22 protein-coding genes are annotated in these 26,395 nt (G+C 47.6%); 5 read left to right on the top strand and 17 right to left on the bottom strand.

The genetic code is table 11. The features are described from left to right. Positions 1-22: 22 nt before the first annotated feature. The 8 genes from B9N86_RS04190 to B9N86_RS04155 all read right to left on the bottom strand — a co-directional run bounded on the left by B9N86_RS04190 (position 23) and on the right by B9N86_RS04155 (position 6,110). A complete protein-coding gene (locus B9N86_RS04190) occupies positions 23-1,780 on the bottom strand; it encodes a hypothetical protein (protein WP_208917903.1) in 1,758 nt (585 codons plus the stop codon). A gap of 22 nt (positions 1,781-1,802) precedes the next feature. Further along, positions 1,803-1,940 carry a hypothetical protein gene (locus tag B9N86_RS04185; protein ID WP_208921009.1) on the bottom strand — a complete coding sequence of 46 codons (138 nt, stop codon included), beginning with the start codon at positions 1,938-1,940 and terminating at the stop codon, positions 1,803-1,805. Between the two features lie 14 nt (positions 1,941-1,954). After that, positions 1,955-2,389, bottom strand: a complete 435-nt coding sequence (locus B9N86_RS04180) for a phage tail assembly chaperone (protein ID WP_208917902.1) — start codon at positions 2,387-2,389, stop codon at positions 1,955-1,957. Positions 2,390-2,577: 188 nt separating this feature from the next. Beyond that, on the bottom strand, positions 2,578-2,985 hold the full coding sequence (locus B9N86_RS04175) for a phage tail tube protein (RefSeq protein WP_208917901.1): 408 nt from the start codon (positions 2,983-2,985) through the stop codon (positions 2,578-2,580). A gap of 31 nt (positions 2,986-3,016) precedes the next feature. Beyond that, positions 3,017-4,483 carry a phage tail sheath subtilisin-like domain-containing protein gene (locus B9N86_RS04170; RefSeq protein ID WP_208917900.1) on the bottom strand — a complete coding sequence of 489 codons (1,467 nt, stop codon included), beginning with the start codon at positions 4,481-4,483 and terminating at the stop codon, positions 3,017-3,019. 2 nt (positions 4,484-4,485) lie between these two features. Beyond that, positions 4,486-4,695 (bottom strand): YqzN/YkzM domain-containing protein, encoded by a 210-nt coding sequence (locus tag B9N86_RS04165; RefSeq protein ID WP_208917899.1) that lies wholly within the window; start codon positions 4,693-4,695, stop codon positions 4,486-4,488. 10 nt (positions 4,696-4,705) lie between these two features. Beyond that, positions 4,706-5,545 carry a hypothetical protein gene (locus B9N86_RS04160; RefSeq protein ID WP_208917898.1) on the bottom strand — a complete coding sequence of 280 codons (840 nt, stop codon included), beginning with the start codon at positions 5,543-5,545 and terminating at the stop codon, positions 4,706-4,708. Between the two features lie 160 nt (positions 5,546-5,705). Next, entirely contained in the window at positions 5,706-6,110 is a 405-nt protein-coding gene (locus B9N86_RS04155) for a hypothetical protein (RefSeq protein WP_208921007.1), read from the bottom strand. Positions 6,111-6,215: 105 nt separating this feature from the next. On the opposite strand from B9N86_RS04155, the gene B9N86_RS04150 reads away from it, so the two are divergent. Next, entirely contained in the window at positions 6,216-7,361 is a 1,146-nt protein-coding gene (locus B9N86_RS04150; protein WP_208917897.1) for a lyase family protein, read from the top strand. A gap of 178 nt (positions 7,362-7,539) precedes the next feature. Here the strand turns inward: B9N86_RS04150 and rpoN are convergent, their stop codons facing one another. Then, a complete protein-coding gene (rpoN, locus tag B9N86_RS04145) occupies positions 7,540-8,865 on the bottom strand; it encodes an RNA polymerase factor sigma-54 (protein ID WP_208917896.1) in 1,326 nt (441 codons plus the stop codon). 100 nt (positions 8,866-8,965) lie between these two features. Continuing rightward, positions 8,966-10,513: an L-glutamate gamma-semialdehyde dehydrogenase gene (pruA, locus tag B9N86_RS04140; protein ID WP_208917895.1), complete on the bottom strand. Its 1,548-nt coding sequence runs from the start codon at positions 10,511-10,513 to the stop codon at positions 8,966-8,968. Positions 10,514-10,687: 174 nt separating this feature from the next. On the opposite strand from pruA, the gene B9N86_RS04135 reads away from it, so the two are divergent. Beyond that, positions 10,688-11,608 (top strand): proline dehydrogenase family protein, encoded by a 921-nt coding sequence (locus B9N86_RS04135; RefSeq protein WP_208917894.1) that lies wholly within the window; start codon positions 10,688-10,690, stop codon positions 11,606-11,608. An 88-nt stretch (positions 11,609-11,696) separates the two neighbouring features. Further along, positions 11,697-13,439, top strand: a complete 1,743-nt coding sequence (locus B9N86_RS04130; protein ID WP_208917893.1) for a sigma 54-interacting transcriptional regulator — start codon at positions 11,697-11,699, stop codon at positions 13,437-13,439. A gap of 141 nt (positions 13,440-13,580) precedes the next feature. Here the strand turns inward: B9N86_RS04130 and B9N86_RS04125 are convergent, their stop codons facing one another. Both B9N86_RS04125 and B9N86_RS04120 read right to left on the bottom strand, forming a co-directional pair. Then, complete coding sequence (locus B9N86_RS04125; RefSeq protein ID WP_208917892.1) at positions 13,581-15,032, bottom strand: RNA-guided endonuclease InsQ/TnpB family protein; 1,452 nt, start codon at positions 15,030-15,032, stop codon at positions 13,581-13,583. Positions 15,033-15,246: 214 nt separating this feature from the next. Next, positions 15,247-15,759, bottom strand: coding sequence for an ArpU family phage packaging/lysis transcriptional regulator (locus tag B9N86_RS04120; protein WP_208917891.1), 513 nt, complete (start codon positions 15,757-15,759; stop codon positions 15,247-15,249). Positions 15,760-16,101: 342 nt separating this feature from the next. Here B9N86_RS04120 and B9N86_RS04115 point away from each other — a divergent pair, with 342 nt between their 5' ends. Together B9N86_RS04115 and B9N86_RS04110 are read left to right on the top strand one after the other, a co-directional pair. Further along, the gene (locus B9N86_RS04115) at positions 16,102-16,536 is read left to right on the top strand and encodes a transcriptional regulator (protein WP_208917890.1); all 435 of its coding nucleotides are present in this window, start codon (positions 16,102-16,104) and stop codon (positions 16,534-16,536) included. A gap of 283 nt (positions 16,537-16,819) precedes the next feature. Next, positions 16,820-17,245: an ImmA/IrrE family metallo-endopeptidase gene (locus B9N86_RS04110; protein WP_208917889.1), complete on the top strand. Its 426-nt coding sequence runs from the start codon at positions 16,820-16,822 to the stop codon at positions 17,243-17,245. Positions 17,246-17,342: 97 nt separating this feature from the next. Here B9N86_RS04110 and B9N86_RS04105 read toward each other — a convergent pair whose 3' ends face one another. The 5 genes from B9N86_RS04105 to B9N86_RS04085 all read right to left on the bottom strand — a co-directional run bounded on the left by B9N86_RS04105 (position 17,343) and on the right by B9N86_RS04085 (position 26,371). Further along, complete coding sequence (locus B9N86_RS04105) at positions 17,343-18,659, bottom strand: APC family permease (protein WP_280174965.1); 1,317 nt, start codon at positions 18,657-18,659, stop codon at positions 17,343-17,345. A 166-nt stretch (positions 18,660-18,825) separates the two neighbouring features. Beyond that, the gene (locus tag B9N86_RS04100) at positions 18,826-22,200 is read right to left on the bottom strand and encodes a DUF5704 domain-containing protein (RefSeq protein WP_342193564.1); all 3,375 of its coding nucleotides are present in this window, start codon (positions 22,198-22,200) and stop codon (positions 18,826-18,828) included. Positions 22,201-22,262: 62 nt separating this feature from the next. Then, positions 22,263-23,522, bottom strand: a complete 1,260-nt coding sequence (locus B9N86_RS04095) for an S-layer homology domain-containing protein (RefSeq protein WP_244562938.1) — start codon at positions 23,520-23,522, stop codon at positions 22,263-22,265. Between the two features lie 327 nt (positions 23,523-23,849). Further along, entirely contained in the window at positions 23,850-24,656 is an 807-nt protein-coding gene (locus B9N86_RS04090; RefSeq protein ID WP_208917888.1) for an energy-coupling factor transporter transmembrane component T family protein, read from the bottom strand. Next, entirely contained in the window at positions 24,653-26,371 is a 1,719-nt protein-coding gene (locus B9N86_RS04085; protein ID WP_208920077.1) for an ABC transporter ATP-binding protein, read from the bottom strand. Before B9N86_RS04085 ends, B9N86_RS04090 begins: the two co-directional genes overlap by 4 nt. Positions 26,372-26,395 lie beyond the last annotated feature (24 nt).

Below are 26,395 nucleotides of genomic sequence, written 5' to 3'. Positions count from 1 at the left end.
TCCCTCCTTTCTATTTGGATGGTTATACATATGCCTTAGGTGCCGGCTTTCGATTCTGCGTCGCTTTGTTAAATTCGGCTCTCAGGCGCTGCCCGATTTGCAGAATCAGCCCTTCAACATCCACCGGATGCTCTTCATGCACAGTGACCTGCACTGCTCCCGGCGGCAGATTGTAGTTCATCGTCGTTTCCGTCTTAAAATCCTTCAAAAAGCCTGACAAGGCCGTCATTTGCTCTGGACTAATCTGAACCACCTGCGGCGTCATTTTGTTCCCTGTGGCATTCGGGTTACCGTTTGCTGCCGGACCCATTCTGGGCCCGCCACTTAGAGACGGAGCCATACTTGCAGGAGGCATCGGTCCATAAGGGCTGATTAGTCCTGGATAAGGTGCCGGGGCAAAGGCAGTTGGAAGAACGGGTCCCGGTATGAATGGACCAGGTGCAGAAGAAGGAGCACTAGGTCTCGCTAAAGCAAGTGCGTTAGATATTGCCTGAGAAGCTGCGGGTGTTGTCGGCCTTCTTATGCTAGACGGTATTTCGGCGATATCCTCGGCTGGATTCTTCTTTTTACCGAAGGAGAATTTACTGGAAAACCAATCCGAAACCTTAGAAGCACCCTCTTTGATTTTGCTGCCAGCACCCGAGATCAGGCCACCTGCTTTTTCACCAATCCAGCTACCGACATCTGAGATCAGACCACCTGCCTTTTCACCAATCCAGCTACCGGCGGCACCTCCCAAAGCAGAACCAATGAAGGTTCCTGCCCCCGGAATAATCGACCCAATAAAGCCGCCAATCGCCGCGCCAGCACCTCCTCCGACAGTGGAACCTATAGCTTTAGCTCGCTCCTTACCGGGCTCAGCTGAAGCAATGGAAGCGACATCAGCGGCAAAAGCTAACGGACCCAGCAGGCGTTTCCCGAATCCTTTCATAAAGCCTGAGCCCATACTGCTTTTGGGAGCAACCTTAGCCACATTTGATGGCATACTTTTTTTTGCAGCGCCACTGTCAATGCCGGATACGATGCCGCTGTTGCCACCAAACAAATCTTTACCGGATTTCCACAACTCACTTATTCCGCCAAAAATACCTTTGCCAGCGGACCCAGCAGTTCCAATCAGATCGCCTACTGCAGTTGTAAGTCTCCCTTTATTTTGGAGTTTCACCCTCTTTGCCTTCTCAACTCTTGTTTCAGAAGGTAAAGTATCTTTATTTTTTCTCCTAACTATGATACCTTTGGTTTTCTCAGGCTTCCCCTCCCATGCATCACGAACCGCTTTTCGTTTCTTTGGCAGCTCACCAAAGCTTTTCACACCGCCGCCAAATAGAGCGACCGCACCAGAAAAGGTAGCCACTTTATCCAACCAGGAGCTCTCCTTTTCCGCAGCCCCTCCCCCAAGCTCCAGTGATTCGAGCGTACTTGTCAGATTAGTCACTGCTTCCGTATTTGCCTGAAGCGCCTGGACCATCGGAGAAAAGTCCATCTGTATATTCGGATTCACATTGGCGGCTGCCGACTGTTTCACATTCAAGTTCACATTCGCAGACGCCTGAATGACCTGGGATTTCACCCGGTTGAATTTTTCATACAGACTATCCAGTCCTTTCGAGGCGCTGTCCTTCAGTACAATTTCAGGCACCATACGGGTTCTCCCGATTTTTAAGACGCGCCCCTGGATCCGTTCGAAATAACGCTCCATCGCCCGCAGCTCGCGGTTCGCCTTGATCACATTTTTCGGATCAATGACCAGATTCATGCGGTAGTTTATGGCTTCAGCCATATGTATTCACCTCCTTTGTTATCTAATTCTGGCCTGCTATGCTGTCCATTTCCATTTCGGAAAAAGCAAGCAACAGCAGGCGTTCACCTCGCGGAAGACACCAAAAATCTCCGGGACGAAGGTGATGCCGTACCCACAGATGATATAGCATCGTCGTCATTCCCCCGGAGCTGATCAGTTTTTTAGGTCAGAAATTTCAACCCCAAAGCCGGACAGTTCCAGCACTTTATCACCAACAGCATCCAATTCTCCGGCTAGAAGCATACGGCGAACGGCTTGCTCCCCACCCGACAGCTTCAAGCGGCTCGTAATCCGCGGATCACCCCAGCCGTTCAGCGTCAGACCCTTCACAGAAAGGTTGCCTGTCGCTTCCGAAATGAGGAGTGCGTTAAACGTCTCGGTATCCACCTTCTCATCCACTGCGCCCTTCACCGTCCGGCGGACCGTGCAGCGCTCGCGGATGCTATCCACTCTGCTTGAAGTCAGTCCGTGCAGAACGATCTGCATGTCCAGACGCTTGATGCGTACAGTTTCCTCTGGCAGCTTCTCAGCTGCCTCAAACAGACTGTCCAAAATTTGCTCTTCGTTCATATTTTCGTGTAAGCTCATGTGTTTAATCTCCTTTGTTTATAAAATGAATTGAGAGTTTGTGAACCAAATCAGCAGCCGCAAAATCCCCACATCGTGGGGATTTTGCATAGCAGCTCCTTATGGCAATTTCGCTAGAACGAACCATGCAGCAGATGGCTGACCTTTACAAAAGATCATCACCAGCGTCTGTATGACCGCCATATTATTTAATCCGCTGTAATTGGATCTAGCAGCTCATAACCTTCAAAAGTAAATGCAGTTTCCTCCTGCACTTCCTCTCCGGCTGTCCAGTTGGCCAGCTGGATTTTGTCCGGCATGCAACGGATCAGGCGAACGCGCTCATGACCGTAAGATTCGGGATCATCCAGCTTGGAGATAATATCGAATTTCGTAAAGCCGCGTGAGATCATATCTGAAGTGACCTTATAACCGCTTATTGTGCCGGTCCCTTTTTTACTCCCGTTTTTGTGCACCGTCCAGTCGTTTCCGACCAGCTTCAATTCCCGTTTCTCCAACTCTACGCTGGCCTCCAGCTTGTTAATATGCGTCTGCCATACCCCGTCGATATACGCTTGACCATACGTTCCTAGAATGACTCTTGAAGCATCCAACATGTTTTGTTCCTCCTCAAAGTTTTAATTATTTTTATTGCACGTAAAAAGTACCAAACAGCTGCTCCATCACATCGGTCAGCTTCACGTTCCACTGCAGGAAGACCTGATCCGGCTCCGGCTTATTGACGGCGGAATTACCGTAATAGGCAGGATCGAGAATGACATCATAACCATCAGGCTCAATAACATTGCTCAGCGACAGCTGGGCGAGATATTCCTTGACGGCCCCGATCAGAGCAAGTCGGCCTTCCTCCGTATTGTTCACCTTGCCGATGTACGTCTGTTCCGCCGCATTCTGAAGATCCTCATTAATCGCATCCATGACACGGATGGAGCGAATCTTTTTCCATGCATTGTTTTGGCCCTCTGCCGGATTGACGAGCGTATTGATCCCACGCAATGTCTTAACCTGGCGTCCGTCGAAAAAGAGCAAGAAAACACCGCTGCGCACAGCCTGCTCCTGCTCGGAGCGCGTCCAGCGATGGGTTACATCTTCAAAAGGAGTTACCGCGTACGTTGCGGATTGATTCAGCCGCTGTCCCGCGATTAGGCCAGCCACATAAGCAGCCGTCTGCGCGGAACTATAATCCACACCGGACAGACGCACGCCTGTACCAACGTTAACGATCCCTTCATGGTTTAGCGCCATTGAGCGGGCTGCCGCCAAATTGGCCGCTTCCTTGGACACATCATCAGCTGCGTTTCCTCCGAAGACAGCCATGACCCCGCGGCCTTCATTCCGAATACGCTTCACCCAAGCAGCAAAACTTTGCAGCAAAGCCATATCAGCAGCATAATCCAGAGCCAAGACATCAAACTCCTGACCTTCAACTGCATCCTGCATCGCGATGTAATCAGCATTGGTAAGACCGCTGTTACCGCTCTGTCCTCCCGACAGCGCCGCACCACTGACATCAGCGGGAACGCCGCCATCACCCAGTACCTTGGCCGTTACCCAACCATTCACACTGTCTTCATTAATCTGAGCAGCAATCGACGCTGCGGAACCGTCAGCTCCTGTGTAGGTGCTCAGCAGCTTGGCTCCCTCGTAGAGGCGAAGCTCACGAGCAGCCGGATCACCAAGCGACGGCTGGATGGTGACAGAGAAGCCATTACCCCGGCTACCCGGATATTTGGCCTGCAGCTGCAGCACATCGGACGGCGTAGCTTCCGCGTTCTGAAGTGTAACGGATGCTGCAGCCGCCGTGTTATCTGCCAAACGGTAAGCAAGCAGCTTCTTCGGACCGCCGAGCAAGGCTAAATACAGTGACTGATAGGCTGTTGCTCCGTCCAGGCTGTCCGTGGAAAACAGCTCTGCAATCGCATGCTCGCTTCCGATTTCCACAAACTCACGTACCGGACCCCAATTGGCTTTAACCGGTACAACGACTGTGCCGCGGACTCCACCCTGAATCGCTGATGCGGCCGCCGCCTTAAAATTCATATACAACCCCGGCAGCACCGGTTTATTCGTACTTTCCCATGTTCCACCTGCCATGATTAGACCACCTTCGCTTTCATAAATTGTTCGATTTTTTGTTTAACCTCGGTTACCGTGAACAGCTCTCCAGCTGCTCCATACATGGCTCCCGCAAGCACTTCTGCTCGGACTTCAAACAGTTCCTTGGCATGTGCCGCAAGCTCTGCCAACTCATAACGTGGAGCATTGCTGACGCGGGCTTTCGTGTTGAGTGTTTTTTTCACAGCCATCAGGACCACCTCACTTTAAAATTGGATGAATGTTAACATGGCGGATCAATGCTGCTTCTTCTGCTGGTCGCATCTTCCGCTGCATCAGGGTCAGCTTAAGCTGACCGTCAAGAATGGGATCGGCCTGTAAATCGCTAGATACTTCCACCACCGACATATACCGGCGATCCTCAGAATCCAGCAGCAGCTGAACTTTGGATCCAAGCGCCTCGACGAGTTTCACAATTGCGAGCTGATCGCTTCCCAAGACCGGGGAGGCAACATGCCCGATGAAGCTTTTTCGAACCTCAATCTTGGAGGCTCCCGCCGTCTTCGTCTCGCAGCCTGTCATCCGCCATAAAATAGCGTTATCGTCCCGGCCCGCTGGCCATGACGTATGATAGATCCTCCATGGATTTCCCAGAAGGTCACCTGTCCAGGCAGCCAGAGCGCTAAGCCATTCGTCGGGTTGTGAAGTCGAACCAGCTCCTGAAGCTTCCGGCATATAGATGCCAAAACGCAGCATCCTGAAGGTTTTGCCTGATACAGGATCGAGCTTGTCCGCCTCCGGGACACCCAAATAATGAAGGATAAACGCTCCATCCTCTGTACCTGTTACCCGCTTGCGGTGCAGCCCCTTGATTAAATGTTCAGCCCACGCATCCATCTGCGACAAGCCGGAACTCCCTGCATACAGCTTCAACCGCACCACTTGCCGGTACCCCGCCCATGAAGATTTCCATACGTCTTCACCCAAAGCGATGACGGCGTAGAGATCATCGTTCGCCCCATCCGGTGGGTGTACATCATACACCCGGCCTTCGAGTTCCGGGATGATGCCGCTGACGGCCTGCCGGACCGCCCCTCTCATTCCTCGGATTGCCGGACAGCTTCCTTCCTGTCATCCGATGCGCTGCATCTAACAAAGTTTGTTTGCTTGCGCAACACGGCTCCTCCTTTCTGTCTTCTATATGGATCGGGAATGGCTCAAGGGAGCTTATCCGCAGCAAAAAACCGGCTCCCTGGCCGGTTCACAATACACTGTGTGTGTTCGGTATGCCCTTTTGCTTCATTCCCGATGATACAATCTTACACCCCTGAAACGGATACGCTGACGGTGGAACGGACGGATAAAGAGGATCTTTAAGCGGATGGAGGGATGGAAAAAGAACGAATATATGTTCGTATTTTTTAACTTCGCCCAAGCCTAGATAGGATAGCGAAGAAAAAACCATGATGGTCTTTCCGATATCGAGTGCTGCGTACACCACGATAGATATCACCATATATTCCGCTGCGCAAGTCCAGTTGTCTTCTTTTTCGTCGTATTCCCAATTGTCCAGTTTGCTGACGTCCTTCTTCCAGGCTCTGCTCTTTTCCTTATGGTACGTCTTTTTGAAGCTGTTTCGGTTGCCAAAGAGCGTTAACACAACCATAAATCAAGTTATTTTTGTATTTGTACCCTTTTGTTGGTACAGAAATTGCTTGTTTAATCTTCATTAGTTAAAGGTTATCACCAAACTTGCGGAGGGATCATGATCATGATGATAAGAATCGAACGAGACGAATTAGGGGCTGTAGAGGTACCTGCCTATGCTTACTATGGGATCCAAACACTGCGAGCTGCCCAGATTTACCCAAATGCCAGAACCCCCGTTCACCATGCGTTTATTGTAGCTATGGCTTATGTTAAAATCGCGGCTGCGAAAGCAAACCTTGAAATCGGAGCGCTGCCTCAACGAATCGGCAACCTCATTGTGATGGCAGCGGAAGAGATATTGAGGGGTAAACATTTGAAGCACTTCATCAGCAATTATTCACAAAGCCCTTCCGGGGATATCCTGAATGCCAATATGAATGAAGTACTGGCTAACCGTGCCCTGGAATTCATGCTTGAAGATAAAGGAAATTACGGCGTCGTCAATCCTGAGCTGCACGCGAATTTATCACAGTCAGCTAATGGGGTCATGTCGGCCACTCTGCGGATCGCCGCTTATCGGCTCACGCAGGACTTAATCAAGTCCTTGCATGTTTTGAAAACCGAATTATTGTACAAAAAGGAACAGATCGATCGGCTCCACACTCCGAAAATTTCTTCGCAGAATTCTGGTGCGCCGATATGGCTCGGTCGCCAATTTGGTGATTACGCGCAGCATATTCAAAGCGATGTAACGCGGCTTGACAAAGCCGCCTCACACATGAAGACGATACACTTGAGCTTAAGTGCCATTGGCAGTGAACCTGATAGTCACTGCGGGTTTAACGAAAGAGCCGTCTCCCATTTACGGAAACTAACCCAAATCGAGCTTTTTACTTCCAAAAGCGAAGAAGTATCTTATCATGTTTTTGCTGAACTTTCTTCCGCACTAAAAGATTTGGCTGTTAACCTGTCCAGGTTATGCAGTGATATTCGCCTCGGTGCTTCCTTGGAGCAGGCCGATATCAATCCGACAGACGTCACCATGCACGAAAAGGCCGCATCGCTTAGCCAATCCGCCTTTCAGGTCATCGGATTGGACCACAGCATCAGCCTCGCAGCCGAAGCCGGCATGCTGGATCGAAACGCCGTCCCGCCCATTATCACCTACAATGTAATGGAGTCCTTGAGCCTGCTCATCAACGGAATCGAATTATTTACGCTTGATACCAGCGGAAGCCCAAATCCTTCCAGCACGGTCTTCCGCTGAAAATCTCCTGATAAGGGTGAACCATAAGGTTAATTAAACCTGAAATAGCGGCGCAGGAGTATTCCCTACGTCGCCACTTCTTTTTTATTCGTGGTTCATAGCGAACTGTTCCTCAAACGAGCGTCCCCCTTTTGGAAACCCTTTCAGTTCCATTCAAAATGGTTAGGGACAGCACTCTTCATAATCTCCGCCTCCGGTATGTTGAGGATAAGATTTTCAATTCTTCACGATATTTGGTTACCGTTCTGCGCGACAGCTGTATCCCTTCTGCAAACAGTAGCTCAACGATTTTCTGATCGGAATATGGCTTGCTCTTGTTCTCGGCGTCGACGAGTTCCTTGATTCTCAGCTTTACGCTACGCGAGGATGCCCCGCTTCCGTCCGCTGTGGATAAACTTGCCGCGAAAAAAAACTTTAAAGGAAACACACCATGCGGGGTAAGCACGAACTTGTCGTGAATTGCCCGGCTGACTGTGGATTCATGCATCCCCAACATGCTGGAGATGTTAAATAAATTCATCGGACGAAGACCTTTTACGCCTCTCGCCAGAAATTCTCGTTGTTCCTCCATCATAGCCGTTATTACCCTCACCAAGGTCAGCTTCCGCATCTCGATACAGCGTTCAATCCAATGCGCCGACTTAAAACAACTGCTTAAAAATGAGGACGCCTCGGCCGTTTGCCTAATTTTTATCCACTCTCGGTATTCCTTGTTCACGGATAGTCTGGGGTGGGCAGAAGGGTGCAGCGCAACCGTAAAATCATCCCCTATACACCGGACAACAGCATCAGGAACGATATAATGTGGTTCTGGAATGTTCATCGATAGCCCCGGACGCGGATTCAAGCTGCGGATATACAGTGAAGCACTCCTCACTTGTTCCTTGTTAATTCGTAAAGCAAGAGCGATCTGATCGAAGCTTCCATTGGCCAGTAGCGGTAAATACCCATCCACGATTTCTTCCGCATACGGAACAGGTTCCGGGTCCCGCACGATTTGCAGCAGCAGACATTCTCGCAAATCCCTGCAAGCTATTCCTGCCGGCTCTAAAGATTGCAGTTGGTGTAGTGCTGTACCCAGAAGATCTTCAGAAAACTTTAACACTCCTCTGAGGTCCGACAACTCCGCCTCCAAATACCCGTCATCGTTAAGATTTCCCGCCAGAAATGCGGCGGCCCGATACACATCGGCTGGAAGGGAGAGGAGACGGAGCTGATTCTGCAACCTTATCTCCATTGAATCTTGCGCTGGCTTCACATTCCACAGCGGATCTTGTGCATACTTAATGCTGCTGGTGCTTGTTCCGCGTTTCTTGCCATATCGGTAGCCATCATATCCAGCTTCAATCTCAAGGACCGGGTTCTCCATAGCCTGCTCTTGCAAATATTGCATAAGCTCATATCCTGACAATGATAAAATATGAATAGATTGCTTCAATTCAGGTGTTATGGTCAAAGTCGGACGTTGATCCTGCACCAAATGATAGCTTAACAACAGATTCACCCCTTCCTCCCGGGTCGGCTTTAACTACATCCTACGATCTTTTTCTTCTACTATACTTAATATGACCTGCAACGAACATCGAATGTTATAAACAGTTCCATTAAAACCGGTCGCAAACCAGCTTGCCTTGAGTAAACAGTAGCAGATAATCCCGGCCCCCTGCCTTGGAGTCCGTACCCGACATATTGAATCCGCCGAACGGGTGAGTTCCAACCAAAGCGCCTGTGCACTTGCGGTTGAAGTATAAATTCCCGACGTGGAATTCACGTCTGGCTTTCTCCAGGTTAGCTCCATTGCGTGAGATTACAGCCCCTGTTAAGCCATAATCGGTTCCGTTAGCAAATTGAAGTGCCTCGTCAAACGACGCCGCTTTCGTAAACGCTACGACAGGTCCGAATATTTCTTCCTGAGAAATCCGGGCATCTGCATCCACATCAGCGAAGATTGTAGGTTCGATAAAGTAACCGTTCGGATCACCCGTACTACCACCGAGCACCAAACGTCCTTCCTTCTTACCAATTTCAATGTATTCCAAGATCTTATTATATGCTTTCTCATCTATAACCGGCCCCAGATTGGCATCTGCATCTGCTGGATTCATCATCTTCAGCTGTCCTGCGCGCTCTACCACCCGCTCCAGCACCGTGTCATAGACATCTTCGTGAATGATGGCGCGTGAACAGGCTGAACATTTTTGCCCGGAGAACCCGAATGCGGACAATGTAATCATATCAGCAGCCAGATCCAGATCAGCTTCACTATCAACAACGATTGCATCTTTACCGCCCATCTCAGCCACTACTCGCTTGATCCACTTTTGTCCCGGATTTGTCTTAGCAGCACGTTCATTAATTCGCAGACCGACATCGCGGGAACCAGTAAAGCTGATGAATCTTGTAAGCGGATGATCGACCAGGTAATCTCCTACTTCACCACCGGGACCCGGGAGGAAATTGACAACACCAGCCGGCAAACCCACCTCTTCAAGCAAGGCCATGAATTTCGCTGCAATAACCGGCGTAGTGCTTGCCGGCTTTAGGACAACGGTATTGCCAGTAACGATGGCGGCTGCAGTCATACCTGCCATAATGGCCAGCGGAAAATTCCAAGGCGGAATGACGACACCAACTCCAAGCGGGATATAATACAGTTCATTCTCTTCCTCAGCACTTGCCGTTAACGGCTGAGGTAGACTGAGCCGCTGCATCTCACGTGCATAGAACTCCAGGAAATCAATGGCTTCCGCTGTTTCCACGTCAGCCTCCACTCTGGTCTTTCCGGCCTCGAACGTCATGATGGCAGAGAATTCATGTTTGCGCCGGCGCAAAATGGCTGCTGCCCGGTACAGGTACCTAGCGCGTGCATTCGGGTCGGTATGCTTCCATGTCTCGAATGTCGCTGCCGCCACTTGAATCGCTTTCTCTGCAAGATTAGTATCCGCTTGCGAGACAATGCCAATCACCTGCGAATGATTGGCCGGATTTATGGAAACGGCTGTACGGTCGGTTGCAATTCTCTCACCACCAATAATGAGTGGATACTCTTTGCCCAGTTCAGCCTCTGCTTTTTTTAGCGCCTGCTCATATAATTCATGGTTCCTTTCTTCCTTAAAATTTACAAATGCCTCGTTCTTAAACTCGGTTCTCATATTCGAACAACCATCCTCTCACGATTTGTTTAGATATATCGCCTTCTCATCCAAAGATACAAAGCAATTATCGTGCCAAGTTCAAACTCAATGCTATTTGGCACATATTTTGCTTAAAAATATGTCGATTCAGTATCTTTATTACAACAAACCTCTTGAAAGGGGAAATAATCTTTGGATCACATTGAACTTTATCGCAAAACGTTGTTGTCGGTTTCCGGCAATCGTATGGTCGAGAAACTTGCCATGAAATACGGTCGGAAATTGGCCGGTAAATTCATTGCAGGCGACACACTCGCTGAAGCACTGGACGAAATTGAGCGTCTGAATGACAAGGGAATGATGGTGACGCTGGATCATTTAGGAGAGGGCATTTCGCACCTAAACGAAGCTGCAGCATACAGGGAAGAATATATCAGGCTTGTTGAAGGCATTGCTGAGCGGAAAGTCAGCTCCAATGTATCGCTGAAGCCGACGCAGATGGGATTGGCCCTCGACGAGCAAGTCTGTTACGATAACATCCGCTCGATCGTGCTCCAAGCTAAACAACATAACAATTTCGTCCGAATTGATATGGAGGATTCGCCTTTCACCCAAGCCACGATTGATATTGTACTCCGGCTGCATGCGGAGGGTCTGACCAATGTCGGCACCGTCATCCAAGCATACTTACTTCGCACGGAGGAAGATGTTAAACACTTGATCGACGCTAAAGTCAATCTCCGGCTTGTAAAAGGAGCCTATAAAGAACCTTCAAAGGTTGCCTATCAGCAAATGAGTGAGGTGATTGACAATTACAAACGGATCATCAAGATGCATTTGGACAGAGGCGTATATACAGCGATCGCATCACATGATGACCGGATCATAAACTGGGTCAAATCCTACACCAAGGAGAATGGCATCACCAAGGATGCGTTTGAGTTCCAGATGCTTTACGGCTTACGGATGAATGATCAGGCTGAATTAGCCAAAGAAGGCTACCGTATCCGCTGTTATATGCCTTATGGCACGATGTGGTATCCCTACTACACTCGCCGACTGGCCGAGAAACCAGCCAATCTATGGATGGTTCTCAGCAATATGTTCAAATAATATTTACACTGAAAATCAGGCTAGGTATAATGACCCTAATAATACAAACATGATAAAACGTTTATCATCATTTATAGGGGGCGCCGGAATGAAACATGTATTGCCTAGTCTGGAATGCCTTATCCGTACAGATTACAGTATGATTCATCTGTCTAACCTGTCAGAGCTTGAGGGCGCTCAACACGAGGCTATTGGAGTTCCTATCTTCTTGGAGAACGGTCAGGGCCGCTATGGTTTGCTGCAATTAGAAACCGCTTCCAAACTTCTTGACCAATCCTGTGTAATGGATGTTGCTGTTGTAAATATAGATGATTCTTTACAAAGCATCACTCAAGCATTCAGAGTGGCCCCTCTCGCTATTGTGGAACGCAACGGCAAACCTGTTGGCTACATCTCATCAAGCGATGTGATCGAAGCCACGCTGCAAGCGTTTCGGCATCTGGAGGCTTTTTTCTCCACGACCTTGGAAACGCTAAATCCCGATGTCGCGATTACACTGATCAACGAGGAAGGCCATGTGGCCGTCTGGACATCCGGCGCGGAGCACATCTTCTCAATTCGCAGGGACGAGATTATTGGGAAGCCCGCTTCGGATTTTTTCCAAGTTGACCGTTTACAGTCGCTCCGAACGCTCAAGACCGGCGAATCAGCCCATAAAATGCAACATCGGCCTCGTCATGACATGTTTGTCCTCATTAATTCCAATCCCATCACCTTAGATGATCAGATCATTGGCGCTGTAGCGGCAGAATCCGATCTGACTACACAAATGAGACTCCATCAAGAATTGCTCCAGATGACGACCAAGGTCCATCATTTACAGAAGGAAGTCGCCATGCTCAGTCCTTCAAGCGATCCTTTCCAACATATCAAAGGAACAAGCAAAACCATCAAAAATAGTATCGATACCATCCGAAAGATCAGTACAACCAAAGCGACGGTCCTCATTCAAGGAAAAAGCGGCACCGGGAAAGAACTTTTCGCCAAAGGAATCCATGATTCCCGTGAAGGGAGCAGTGCTCCGTATATTGCCATCAACTGCGGAGCCATTCCGGCTGCCTTGTTCGAGAGTGAATTGTTTGGCTATGAGCGGGGAGCGTTTTCGGGAGCGGACCCCAAAGGTAAAAAGGGAAAAGTAGAACTCGCGAGCGGCGGCACCCTATTCCTGGATGAGATCGGGGAAATGCCGCTGGAGATGCAGGTCAAACTGCTTCGTGTGCTGCAAGAGCGAAGTTATTTTCCCGTTGGCGGCACACAGTTGAAGCGGACCGACTGCCGTATCATCGCGGCAACCAACCGCAATCTGGAACAGATGATTGCCGAGGGCAGCTTTCGTGAGGACCTGTACTATCGATTGAACGTGGTTTCCATTGAGATCCCTTCCTTGCGTGAACGCAAAGAAGATATTTACGAATTGACGCAATCCTTCCTGCAAGAATTCTCGCTTATTTACGGTCGGCATATCCAGTCTATTGCTCCCGATGTGTTTGAAGATCTGCTCCTTTACGACTGGCCGGGCAATATCAGGGAATTGCGCAACACAATAGAGCGACTAGTGATTTTCTCCACCGATGGTGAGATTCGACGCGAATATTTACCTGACAATATCTATTCAGGGGATAAGCATATCCCAGTTTCGAATCCAATGTCCTATAACTTAGACATTATGAAGATGGACGGTGCAAAGTTTCAAGCGGAGCTCGATAAATTCGAGCGGAATTTATTATTGCAAGCGCTAGCATCAGCTAATGGAAATAAGCTGTCCATTGCCAAACAACTTGGCATCTCAAGGGCAACACTATATAACAAGCTGAAGAGGTTGAATTTGTAACATTGCAGCGCAAGTCTAAGTATTTAGACACACTCTGTCCCACTGTCTAAATAGTTGTACAGCATAAATGAATACTCCCACCACTTACCTATGCTGACGCTTCGATTGAAGTGGGGGTTTCTGATGTATCATCTCTGCTTATTACTGGATGCTTAACATCAGTGGAGTTGACACGTTGACGGACTGGCTACCGACCAACCCCGCTATCCCATTGGCGGATGCTTTTGGGAATACTTTACGCATGATATTCGCTGCTCCGTTCACATCAGCATGGATCAGGCCCTTCCGACTTCGATACAACCCGCGATGAATCCGCTTGCCCGAGAAGGCCCTTGTAACTCCTTCTTCATACTTGGGCAATGGGTCGTGATCCAGGAAACTGACCTTCGACGTATACGCCTCTTCGGTGAGAATCACTTCGATTCCGAGTGCTGCGGCTTTATACCGGATCATCGAAACAAGCATCTGATGTGGAATGTAACAGAATGACTGATTGTTGCTCCGCCCCATATCGGATTCCACCTTCCATCCCTGATTGTATCCGATGACGATTGTCCCGATCTTCTGCTCGGCAGCTAGTCTGACAATATAATGACTCGTCTTGTGAAACAAGTCCTTAATCCTCCGATGACGCTTCAGATGCAGCCGATTTAGTCGCTTGGATGAAAATGCACCTTCCTGCGGTTGTTTGCCTTGGCGGAGAATCCCAGTATAATGTGCCTTCAACTTGTTGTAATACTGATTGATTGCTTTCATCGGCTTGCCCTTCACGCATACCGGTCGATGGTCCGTATTTGTGACGATGGTTGCAAGCTGATCAATGCCCAAATCAATCGCCAGCGCATTCTCTTTCGCGACATCCGTCGCTTCTACTGGGCAAGCGAATACCAGTTCCACGACATATTGCCCGTATTTCGGAACGATGCGTACCTGCTTCAAATCTCCCTCTGTATAGCCGAGCTTGCCGATATTGAGCCGCTGTTTCGTCTTTGGGAGTTTGAGGTACTTGCGATCCTTGATCTCACAATCCTGATTGGTGAAAACGACTTCCTTGGTCTTGGTGCGGGCGTAGCCGGGAATATGCGGTCTTCCGGCGTATTTGTCAGGTCGCACGCGATAATCCGTAATGCTGGCGAAGAAAGATTGCCAATTGGAAAATACACGCTTCATAACCCACTGACTGCATTGTGCAGGGAGCGCCCGGTAATCCGCTTGTTCCATCGTCTTGAACAGACAATCGAGAAAGGGATAATCCACATAAGGAGACGCCTTCGTCGGCAATTCGAACAGGTGGCAGCGGGAGTCCTTCCGCTGGTCGGCTGGTTTCAGAAGCTGCTTCTGAAGTCTCGCCTGATGGGCTTCAAGTTGGCGTACGTTCATCAATCCGATGTTCGTCAGTAACGTGTCCATGACTTGTTGTTGCAAGGGTTGAAGAGGCTTGTCCTGCCTGAGTGCCGTAAACACTTGGCGGATATAAAAGTTCGTCGTATTGTACAAATTCTTGGCGTCCTGACACATCTGCTCCGCGTACGCGTACAACCGATGGCCGGGCTTGATCCAAATTTGATAAGTTCTGTATGTTTGTTTTGACACACATTCACCCCCCCTTCGAAACCGAACGTATGTTCTATTTCATTTTACCACATATTTTTGGATTGTGGGAGTGATTTGAAAGGAATTGTTACAAGCATTTCACAGATGTTCCCGATTCACCACCCCCTTACCTCCTGCGTCGCTTGAAGAGGGCGCCCTCTCGGTGAATTTGATAGGAACATGCCGCTTCAATGATGTGAAACCGGAAGACCTGTTAGGTCCTCCGGTTTCTATTGAATAAACCATAACAATCAACCTGATTTACATTTTGCAGCTTCTCTAACTCCGACAGCTTTATCAGCCCCCTGTCCGCAAAGACCAGAGCCATTTTATAAAAGGCCTTGGTGCGGATCTTCGTATACGTATCCTTGCTAACTGGCGGTTCAAGAATATGGTTGTACACCTTATAATCAAATACATCGTCTTGCTTCATATATCTCTCACGTATCAGTAGCTGCTCACGCTCACTAAGCCGCCCCACGATCGATTCAATCATCTCACAATAATCCTTCCTTGCCGCAGGAACATCTACATTATATATGGCAATCTTCGCCGTTTGATCTGAGGTCACATTAGTCGGTCCGTGAAATCGTTCCGTATACGATGCAGTCATGCTCGCCTCTCTTACTTCAAATGTAATCATTTTATAGATACGATACTTTTCAAATATCGCCTCAACAGCAATTTGGGTTTTTCTGCGATCCAATTCCGGTAAAATAGAGTTCATGCCAATTCGCTCCTCTTTAGAAAGTCGTATTAATGTAAAACAGCGCTGCTACACTCAACCCCATATCCCACAACAATGATTATTTTGCCATTTGGCATCAAAACATTCAGCATTCACTGTTCGTATTTTTGTTCGTATTCAAATACAATATACCACTATTTGGGCATTACCGTAAAATACTAAAATTCCTAATCTATCGTTATGGACGTCTGCTTACCTCCGTTTATCTTGCCTTTTGGCAATGATATCTCTTTTTCTTTTACCTGTTGGCAAAAGCATTCGATCTGTCTATACTATTACTAATAAGAAGCTATATGGGCGAAGGTAAGGAGTGGCCGGAACGTGGAGCAATCATTTGGTTCATACTTAAAACAGTTAAGGGAAGAACGTGGATGGAGCATGAATCAGTTGGCTCAGGCCGCTGAGATCAGCGGATCACAAATATCGCGTATTGAAAATGGTCTAAGGGGCGTCCCCAAACCGCAAACGATCCGCAAAATTGCTGATGCATTGGACGGCTCCTATGAGGAGCTGATGAAGCGGGCGGGTTATTTGGAGAGTGAGCATACTGACCAGAAGTCTGGAGTAGACATACCTGTTCCCGAATGGGCAACGTACAAGGATAAGAGGGATTTCAAAAAAATGTTGGAAGATGACGGAGATCTGATGTTCGACGGTATTCCACTGGATCAGGAAGACAAACAGCGAATCAAGGATGTGTTGACCGGGTTGTTTTGGGAAGCCAAACAGATGAATAAACGGAACAAAAAACGGTAGAGTAGAACTCTGATAATGGCGTGTTCAAAAAGGTCGGTTTTCAGCACCGAAGCATATGCTTCCGATGTGCGTTTTTTCAAAACGCTTGAGTTGGATGAAGCTAGGGACTGAGGAGCGGAGCGTACGTTTTGGGTACGTGAGCACCGGAAGGACCGGCTGAATTCAAGATTCGATGCCGAGCCCACTTCCTGATTCACTTCGTGATCAAAAGCGGATTTTTTGAACAACCTCTAATAATGGATAAAGAACGAACACACTACAATAATGTTGCAGGTGAAACGGCATGGATGATCTGGTACAACCAATAATTCGCAAGCTGATCAAAAAACATCATACCAACTGCCCCTTTCAATTATCTTCGGCGCTTGGAATCCACATCCGGTACGCCGATCTTGGCAAAACAACCAAAGGACTCTATTTCCGCAAGCTCAGAAGGCGGTTTATCGTCATCAATTCCCATCTTCCTGCTGAATGGCAGCGGTTTGTATGCGCTCATGAACTGGGACACGACCGTCTCCATAAGGGGATAAGCCGTTTATTTCTGGAAGAGCATTCTTACTTCTGCCCCGGTAAACTCGAAAGACAGGCAAATCGTTTTGCCGTTGCTTTATTGACAGCTGATTTAGCGCTCATGCATGAAGAAAGTATGCGGGAATATTACCTTCGAGCCGGTATTCCACAGGAAATGCTATATTTTTTTGACACTTAACCGAACATAAGTTCTTATATCGGGGTTTTCTCGCATGAAAAAGACCGAACGTACTTGCGTTCAGTCCTTATCCAAGTCATATAGTCCTTATATTCATTTACCCTTTTTGATATATCTTCTGCAAAATATAATATACAGGCAGTCCGATCAGCGTCAGGCCGATCGCCCATAAGCTGTCAGCCGGTTGGTTCAACAGCGTGCTGATCACCACAAACAGCGAGCCTGCAATCGCTACTAGCGGAACAAATGGATACAGAGGGACACTGTACTGCCGCTTCAGATCTGCACGACGCTTTCGCAGAATGAATACTGCAATAAACGCCATAATGTAAAACAGGTAAATAGCGAAAATCGCCATCTCCGACAGATAGTCTGGATTACTGAGCACCATCATAATGACAGCGAGGATCACCTGCATGACAATGGCAGCCACAGGTGTCCGCGATTTCGGATGAACCTTACTCAAAATTCTCGAAAAAGGAAGCTGGTGTCGTTCCGCCATAGCAAAAGGTACTCGGGGAAAAGTTAAGATTTTTCCGTTCATACAGCCGAATATAGAGATCAGAATACCAACACTGATGATCTTGGCACCGATCCCCCCCATTAAAATTTCCGCCACCTTCCCCGCAGAAGCCGTCCCCTGGGAGACGATTTCGGAAGCCGGAAGCACCTTCAACATTGCGAAGTTGATCACCAAGTATGCGATGGTTACTACGGTTAAGCCACCAACAATGGCGATTGGCAAATGTTTTGCGGGATTTTTCATCTCACCAGCCACGAATCCCAGCAGCATCCATCCATCATAAGCGAACAAAGTTGCCAGAATTGCCGCTCCCATCCCCAGCTGATCCATGACCGGACTACCACTGCTGAATACCTGCTCGTTACCTTTCCAGACTCCCAGCACAGCAATAAGCACAATCGGTACAAATTTTGCAAGCGTGGTTATCGTCTGGATCGATCCGCCATACCTGGTTCCTAGACTGTTAACAGTTGCCAAGAAAATAACAGCGCTGATACCAAGCGGAAGATACCATGCTTCGGACAAGTAGAACAGGTTGGCGAGCAGCAGTCCAAAATACAGCCCCAATGCACCGATAATCGCCGGTCCATAAATGATTGTCTGCATCCACCCGCACAAATAGCCCCAAATCTTGCCGTACACTTCCTCCATATAAACGTACAGTCCTCCGGTTTTCGGAATTTGCACTCCGACTTCCGCAATCGTAAGACCACCCGCAATCGTAATAATTCCACCGAGGAGCCATGCGACAAGAGCAAGCGTTGAACCACCCGCATATTGAATGACAACCCCTGGCTTCATAAAAATGCCTGATCCTATAACGGTACCGATAACAATGGACATGGCTACCGATAGCCCGATCTGTTTCTTTAACTGTCCTTCTGTTTCCACATCATTTCCTCCAGCTGTAAACTTAGTTGTCGAAAAACATTATATCACTTTTGCTTTTTCTTATACGGTAAAACTTACTTCCAATCCGCATTCCAATCTTAAAAGCCAGACGCTTTAAGCGCCTGGCTGATGAATATCCCCTCAACTTGAAATGACCCTCTATCCACTAATGAGGTACCTGAGAGGAAAAGTCTTTCTTACTGGACTGATCCGCGTGATAAAACACCGTGTCACCATCGGTCAGTGCAAACCTGTTACCATACGGATCGGTATACGTGTTATTAAACCCCTCCAGCTTCCACTGATTCATTAGAGGGGCATGTATGTATTGGAGATGTGGCCAAGCTGTGTTACCGTCTTGAATGGTCTCAATATTGAAGTTCACCACGATAAAACCTTTCTTCAGAAAAACGTCCGATTTCTCGTCGAGCCCCTTTCCGCGGCCATAAGCGGCGAGATCGGTTCCCTTTTTGACAACGTAAACGTCTGAAGGAATACTGTATTCTCCATACCATCGGTGAACAGCTGCATTAGCTCTTTCTGAATTCACCGAAGGAGGAAGTCCGGTCTTCGGACCGATCAGGGTACGCACTCCGGAAGACAGTAGCATCCAGTCATAACGCCCAACCCATGTCTTACTCTTGGAGATTTTGTTCATATACAGCTTGGCATAAGCCTGAGCCGACATCCCGCCGGATGCTCCGCCGTGATTGTACAAATACGACGCCGTATCCTGCATTTCACTCTGGGGCACATTTCGGAGCCGTTCATTAAGAATCACATATCGCTTCTCTGTGTCCTGAGGCGACCCAACTCGGATAAAGTTCCGGCTACCGCTGTGATAATAAAGATCTACTGGCTGCCTGCCTGAACCATCTTTTTTCACAAAATCGAAGCTCGGTGTTATCGAGATGCCATCCCTTGTACTGAACATATTCCCTTTTGTTTTGAGATCAAATTTGAAGTGGTAGCCTGTTTTCACAGAGATGTTCTTATATCCTTGCTGTGGATGTTTCCCTGGTGCGATAGGCAATGTATACGGAAGCTGATTACCTCTAGGATCTCCATCTATATCACGCTGACCGGTCCAATAAAATGTGCCGCGCGGCGTTGCGCTTCCCTTTTGCGTGCGAAATACGGTCTCCCAGTTGTAATCGACGATATCTGTGATTCGAAAATCGTATACTCGTCCAATAACTTCCACTGGTTCAATATCAGTCGCCACATGGTGGCTCAAATCCTGGTTTGCGCTTGGCTGGGTTGAAAAAACCGCAGGGGCATTCTCAGCAATATTCCTAAAATCCACTTGGTAATCACCTTCGTCCACCCACACGGGTAAGAAGAATTCTGTATCCAACTGGTTAACGGGTATATCGATCCAGGTTTCTTTCGGGTAGAATATAGTTCGGCTACCGTTGTACGTATCAAAAGGGAATTTCACTTGTTTTGTTCGGAAGTACTTAGCATAATCCCTGTTCCCATAACCAGGATAATTCACATGCTGTCCATTCGTAGGAATTCGTACTTTAAATGGCCTATCTAAGATGAACGCTGCCCGAGAATAATTCGGGTTAGTTTTTTGGTTATGTGCCTGATCATCCGTCACCGAAGAGTAATTGACTACCGGAGTATGTACAGTAACCGTATTAATTCCATGGATTGAAAACTTCTGGTCGCTGCCGCCGTTGATGTTCCCGGGCATCAGACCGTAGAAAATCTCACCCTTGCTTGTTGTGTTAGCTTTATTGATCTTATCTTTGCTGATCATATTGTTGGGACTGTACAATACGTCCTGTCCTATCTGCGTTGGCGCAGGAATACTTCCCGGCTTAGGTCCTTTTTCTTCCACTCGCTCACCATTCATGATGGTTTGACTGTTAAAATCCAGCGAATCATTAGTAACTTCAACCTTACCCACGGCGTCTTCAGCGAAGCTCTTTAAATCTTCGCTCGGAGGTGACGGTTTGCTCTTCCCTCCATCCTTGCTGTCTCCCGGAGCTGTAACGGTTCCCGGATCTCGTGGAGGATAAAAATTCCCCGTTTGTTCTACAGTAAACTCTGGCTCATGGTATCCTTCCGGAAAGATTGTTATCTTGTCTCCTGGCAAAGCATAGTTTTCAAGTGTTCCCTGATCAATCTTGTAAACTTCTAAATTATCGATCGCCCAAAAAGAATATGGACGTTCAATTTTATGAGTTTGATTTACGGGTTCTTGAACAGACTGCGGATCCGAAACAGTCTCCGTTTTTCCATCGACAGTAATTTCTTTTCCAGGGTCCCAAGTCAATGTCCATGTTTTTTCAACATTCACCGTAAATGTACATGTACCCGTCATATTTACGAACTTATTTTGATAGAGATAATTTCTGGCAAGAATATTCCCGTATAAACTCTCAGATGTCGGTATTCCTTGCAGAACATCAAACTGTTCACTGCCTCGTTGATCAGCTTTTATGACCGCCGTAGCAACCGGATCCATGTACTTTCCAGGTATCACTGTTCCTGGTTTCGGTACTGTACACATAGGTGGTGGGGGTGGTGTCTCTTCACATCCTGGCTCTCCTGGCTTGCATGGTGGTCCGTCATTAACCGTTACGGTAATCGTGGCCGTCAATTCATAACCATCCTTTTTCCAGACAGCTGTGATCTTTGCAGACCCTTTTTTGACTCCTTTTATTTTTCCACTGTTCCCAACCAATTCGACGACACCTTTGTTATTAGAGCTCCATTCATGAATCCCCGTAGAAACATCCACCGGTGAACCATAATCAGTTTGACCAGCTGCCATTGTGGCTACAGCAGCTTTTAAATTCGTTTCTTCTCCAACCTTCAGTGATGTTTTACCGGTTAGCGTTATTTTCTTTTGTTCAACTATATCACCACGCCAGTAAATGTTAATTGGTGTGTAATACCCAAACTTGTATTTGGTCCAAGGTAAGTACCCGCCAATTGCATCACTCCAAGCTTTATTTCCTGTGTCCTCCCTTAAGAATTGTTTATAAAGATTCTCATTCATAGACTTTTTACCTGTTTTTGAGGTAATCATAACAGCAGTTTTAAGATCTGTTATCTGAAGTGCCGTTATTTCAGACTGCTCATCTTGTCTACCATCAATCGTTCTAACTTGTGTTATTATCTCATTTGAAATTTTACTTGGATGATACTTGTTTTCACCCTTAGTATAATCTGTCCATTCATGTGGTTTGTATAAAGGACTGCTCTTCATCTCAATTTTATCTACGACCTCAGCTACACCTGGCCACGGATTAAAATCAGTACCAATGTTATTGGTGTAGATGAATCTTCCTGGAGCTCGGTAACTTTCTGCTCGAAATCGTCCATCATCAATTTGATACCAGTACACTCCCGGTTCTGAATCACGTACACCTTCTACCTTAGTAATCTTTTTTTGGTGAGCTGTCGGACCCTTTTTAGCATCCGGAATAAATGTCGGTGGTTTTAAGTCTGCTGTGTCTTCGGGTTCTGAACTCACCACACCAACAGGTGCAGCGAAGATCAAATCGCGACCGAAAAATATCATTGTTATACACACTAATGTAAGTAAAGTAACTGTTCTTATTTTCTTCATAACTATCCTTACCTCTATTCAGGTCTAGGAATGTAAAAAGATGATAGGGTATTATATTTTCCCATTGAACCACCATTATCATATTGTTTCCATTCTCTGTTCAGGTATCTGTGCATCCAAAAACGCCGAGGAACATCTTTTTTGAAGAATCCTGTTTTCAGAAAATTATCTGATTCTGGCAAAACAGTGAGTCCATACTTAGCTAAAGTACCACTCTTGAAACCAAATGCACTTGTGAAGTTATAGAGTGTTGCTCCCGGAAATGCTGCATTTGTTAGTGAAGTATCATCGCTAGGAACAACCGTTGCTTCCAGAAAAACATTATATAAGTCTTTTCTTACAGACCAACTAAAATCCTTATCCAAGAACATTTTTCCATACAAGTTTTTTGGTTTATTCGGAGTACTTGCATCCACCACGATCATTCGATGAACCGTCATCGTGCCCCGATTGTACATCATGGTATACGGTTTATTAGCGAAGCTATCAAAACTCGTTATTTTATCTGTACCGGCAATCTTACCGTAAACATGCGGCGTAGCCGACAACAGATTCGTACCAGTCAATCCGACTTCTCTCATCTCGTTCAGATCTTGATACGAACTCGCTTTCTTATCTTGGACCGTTTCATATCTAGCCAAGATAACGGCAACTTCTGCTCTGGTTGTTGTTTTACTTGGTCCAAAGGTTCCATCAGGATATCCTGCCATAAGACCGGTTCCCAACACTACAGATACGTAAGGATAATCCGATTTATTTAAACCGCCTTTGTGATACTCGGCCACCGGAACCAATGTATCCTCTGTATCTGAGAGAGCCTGTTTAAAATCTTCATTCTTAGCAGCCAACCCCGAAGCCATCCACTTCGCCATTTCCGTTCTTGTCAGTGAAGTACCTGGTTTAAAGCCGTTTGGGTAATCCATAGTTGAAATAAACCCCATGCCAATGGCTTTCGTAATACCCGCTTCAGCCCAATGCCCTTTAATATCTGAAAATGAACCAAGCCCATCTTCAACCATGTTATTGGACACTCTCGACATCAATGTAGCAAATTCTGCTCGGGTAATATTGGCGCTAGGTCGGAACGTTCCATCCAAATACCCTTTAAAGTAACCCTTATTTACCGCCGAATAGATAGCGTCCTTTGCCCAATGATTTCCTGGGACATCCTTAAATTTCGTAGCTGCTGAAACCTCTTCAGTACCCATAAATGGAAATACAGCACTTATTGCGATTAAACCGGCAAGCACACTCTTAAAGTACATTTTCATCATGACCCACTCTCCTTAATATATTTTTAATGCGTTTTCAAAACAGCGATCGTAAGAATAATCCGCATTCGTAGTGATGCTCAGACTTGAAAGTTTTGGTTCATCTTGTCTAGTATTTAAACCTATAGTAAAATCGCTACTATATTATCATAAATTATATTAATTTGGTATTATATTCCTATCACTCCTTCTAGTAAAATAGGCACATTTCCCACGGTTTACGCAGAACTTCACGAAAAAAAGCGGAGCCCACCGAGATCTCGGCAAGCTCCGCTTTATACGGTAGCAGGAAAGTATTCACATGCAGTTTAGCACTATCTATTTCCAAAATCAATTAAATCGCACATCTGCGATCCCGAACCAAGGATACCGAAGGGCAATGGCATAGGCCCCACAAGCAGCTCCTGCCAGCAGAAAAACGATGAGCACATCATACACGGTGAACCGGGACACATAATAGTAGGTTCTATGTTTACCGGCCTCCCCGTTAAACTTCTTGGCCTCCATGGCAGCCGCCACCCGGTGGGCCCTTCGGATGCTCTGGGCAAGTAGCGGAACAGCGTACATACCGGCTCTGTGCACCACGCCCCTAACTCCTCGAATCGGCCGCAATCCACGAATCTGAAGTGCCTGACGGCGGGCCAAATATTCCTCCCACACCATCGGCAGCAGCCGAATGGAAGCCATGAAGCTGTAAGCATATTTGGGAGCAAGTTTCAGCTTCTGCATCAATCCGTAAAACAGATCTACTGAGGATGTTGTTGTGACGAATAGAAGACCCTCAGCCGCAAACGTGATTCCTTTAAACCCAAGATGCAGCCCCCGATAGAAGCTTTCTTCCGACACACGGAACAATCCCCATTCCCACCATATATTCTCGCCCCGACCAAACAGCATCATCGAGGAAGATGAAGATAGAAACGCGATCGCAAACGGAAGGAAGAACAGAAGCATTTTCCAAGGCTTTATGCCACTTAAGACCAACAGACACACGGTAAAAATAACAGCTTGATACATAACAAAATCAATATCATGCGTCAACACGGTCATTAAGAATAGTCCCATCAGCACCCCAAGCTTAACAACAGGATTCGCACGATGCAGCCAAGTCAGCCGATTCGGCTTCCAGAAATTCATCGACTCACCCCCGATAGCATCAAGCTCCGTTCCCCCGAACTCTCATCAGCAGCTCTGTTTTCACCTATGGGACTGGCCGTCAATCTGGAAGAAGCCTGCTGCGAAATAATCTTCCCCTCCTGGACTTCCCATATATGAGTTGCCGCATTTTGGGCAATTTGCATCTCATGGGTTACCATCAGAATAGCTGTACCTGCCTGGCGCAATTCTTCACACATCTCCAATATGGAGAACGTATTCCGCGCATCCTGTCCAAACGTTGGCTCATCCAGCAGCAGCATCTCTGGTTCTCGTGCCATTGCGGTTGCTACGCTTAACCTTCTCTTTTGACCAGTCGACAGCTGATATGGATGACGCTGCTCCAGCCGGCTAAGCCCGAATCGCTTCAGGGATTCACGCGCAGCCATTTCTGCCTCTTCCAGCGGTATTCCGTCCACAAGCAGAGAATAGGCCACTTCATCCAGGACTCGTTCTGTGACGAATTGAAGCTCTGGATTTTGGAATACAAAGCCGATTCGTCCCAGCATTCCTTGCCGGAGTTTTCGTTCCTTTCTCTTTTTCCCTGGCGGGACAATATCTCCACCAAGACGGTATTCCCCTTCCGCCCTAAGCAGTCCCATCAGACCGAGCAGCAGCGAGCTTTTACCTGCTCCATTCGGCCCGATGACGGCTGCGAATTCGCCCGGATAAACCGTTGCTTTATCAACTGCCACAACCGGCTGCCCTTTACGGAGCACCGTGAAATCACTCAGTTCAAGTACCGGGTCTTGATTCACGCCCCCTGAGTGAAGTTCTTCCTGCTCACCACCATGCCATCGATTAATTCGGCTAATATTGCTGCTACCCGAATTTGTGGATAACTCTGTTACATGGGCAGCGCTGACACCACACACACCCTCTGCGTCTAAATCTTCACATAGCTCCTCTGTCCTTACCGTTACCGAAGTTAACGGTCGGAAGGTTTCCGTCCCGGCCGGAGATCCGGCATAGTCATCCCATACGCCCGGATACCAGATCCCGTATTCCGTTAGCTCTTTCTTAAATACGGTAAACACGACCTCGGGACTTCCCTGGCCCAGAATCACGCCATCCGGGCCAAATAGCACCACCCGGTCTACATAAGCTGCCATTTCTTCAATCCGGTGTTCTACAATAATGAGCGTCCGTCCATCTGAAACGGACTTCACAGCTTCCCAAATCTGTTCCCGGCCTTCCGGATCCAGCAACGCTGAAGGCTCATCCAGAAACAGCACCTCCGGTTGAAGGAGCAGCGCCGATGCGAGAGCAAGGCGTTGTTTCATCCCCTGAGAGAGATGGCTGATCGGAATATGTAAATTTTCTAAGCGCAAGCCAACGGAACTTAATACTTCTTGCATCCGGCCAGTCATCTCTTCCTGTGGCACAGAAAGATTTTCGAGCACAAAGGCCAGTTCTTCATCTACATACGGCATGCAAAACTGGGTGTCCGGATCTTGAAACACATACGCCCAAGAAGACGGAATCCGTTGATCCGAGCATTTCATCGGCACCTCTATCGCATGGGGTATCATCCCGCTGAGTACCTGAAGCAATGTGGATTTACCGCATCCGCTCGGTCCGAGCAGAAGCACCTTTTCCCCTTTTTGGGCAGCAAAAGACAGATCTTTAAACACCAGCCGATCTTCACCCGCAAATTTCAGCCGCAATCCTTCCACATACAGCGAGAATGGTACCATTCCTTCGCCGGCACTCGCTGAATG

This window comes from Paenibacillus uliginis N3/975 (assembly GCF_900177425.1).
In the GTDB taxonomy this organism is placed as follows: Bacteria; Bacillota; Bacilli; order Paenibacillales; family Paenibacillaceae; genus Paenibacillus_AQ; species Paenibacillus_AQ uliginis.
Note: the sequence above shows the minus strand (reverse complement) of the source record. Positions and strands in the feature narration are given on the sequence as shown.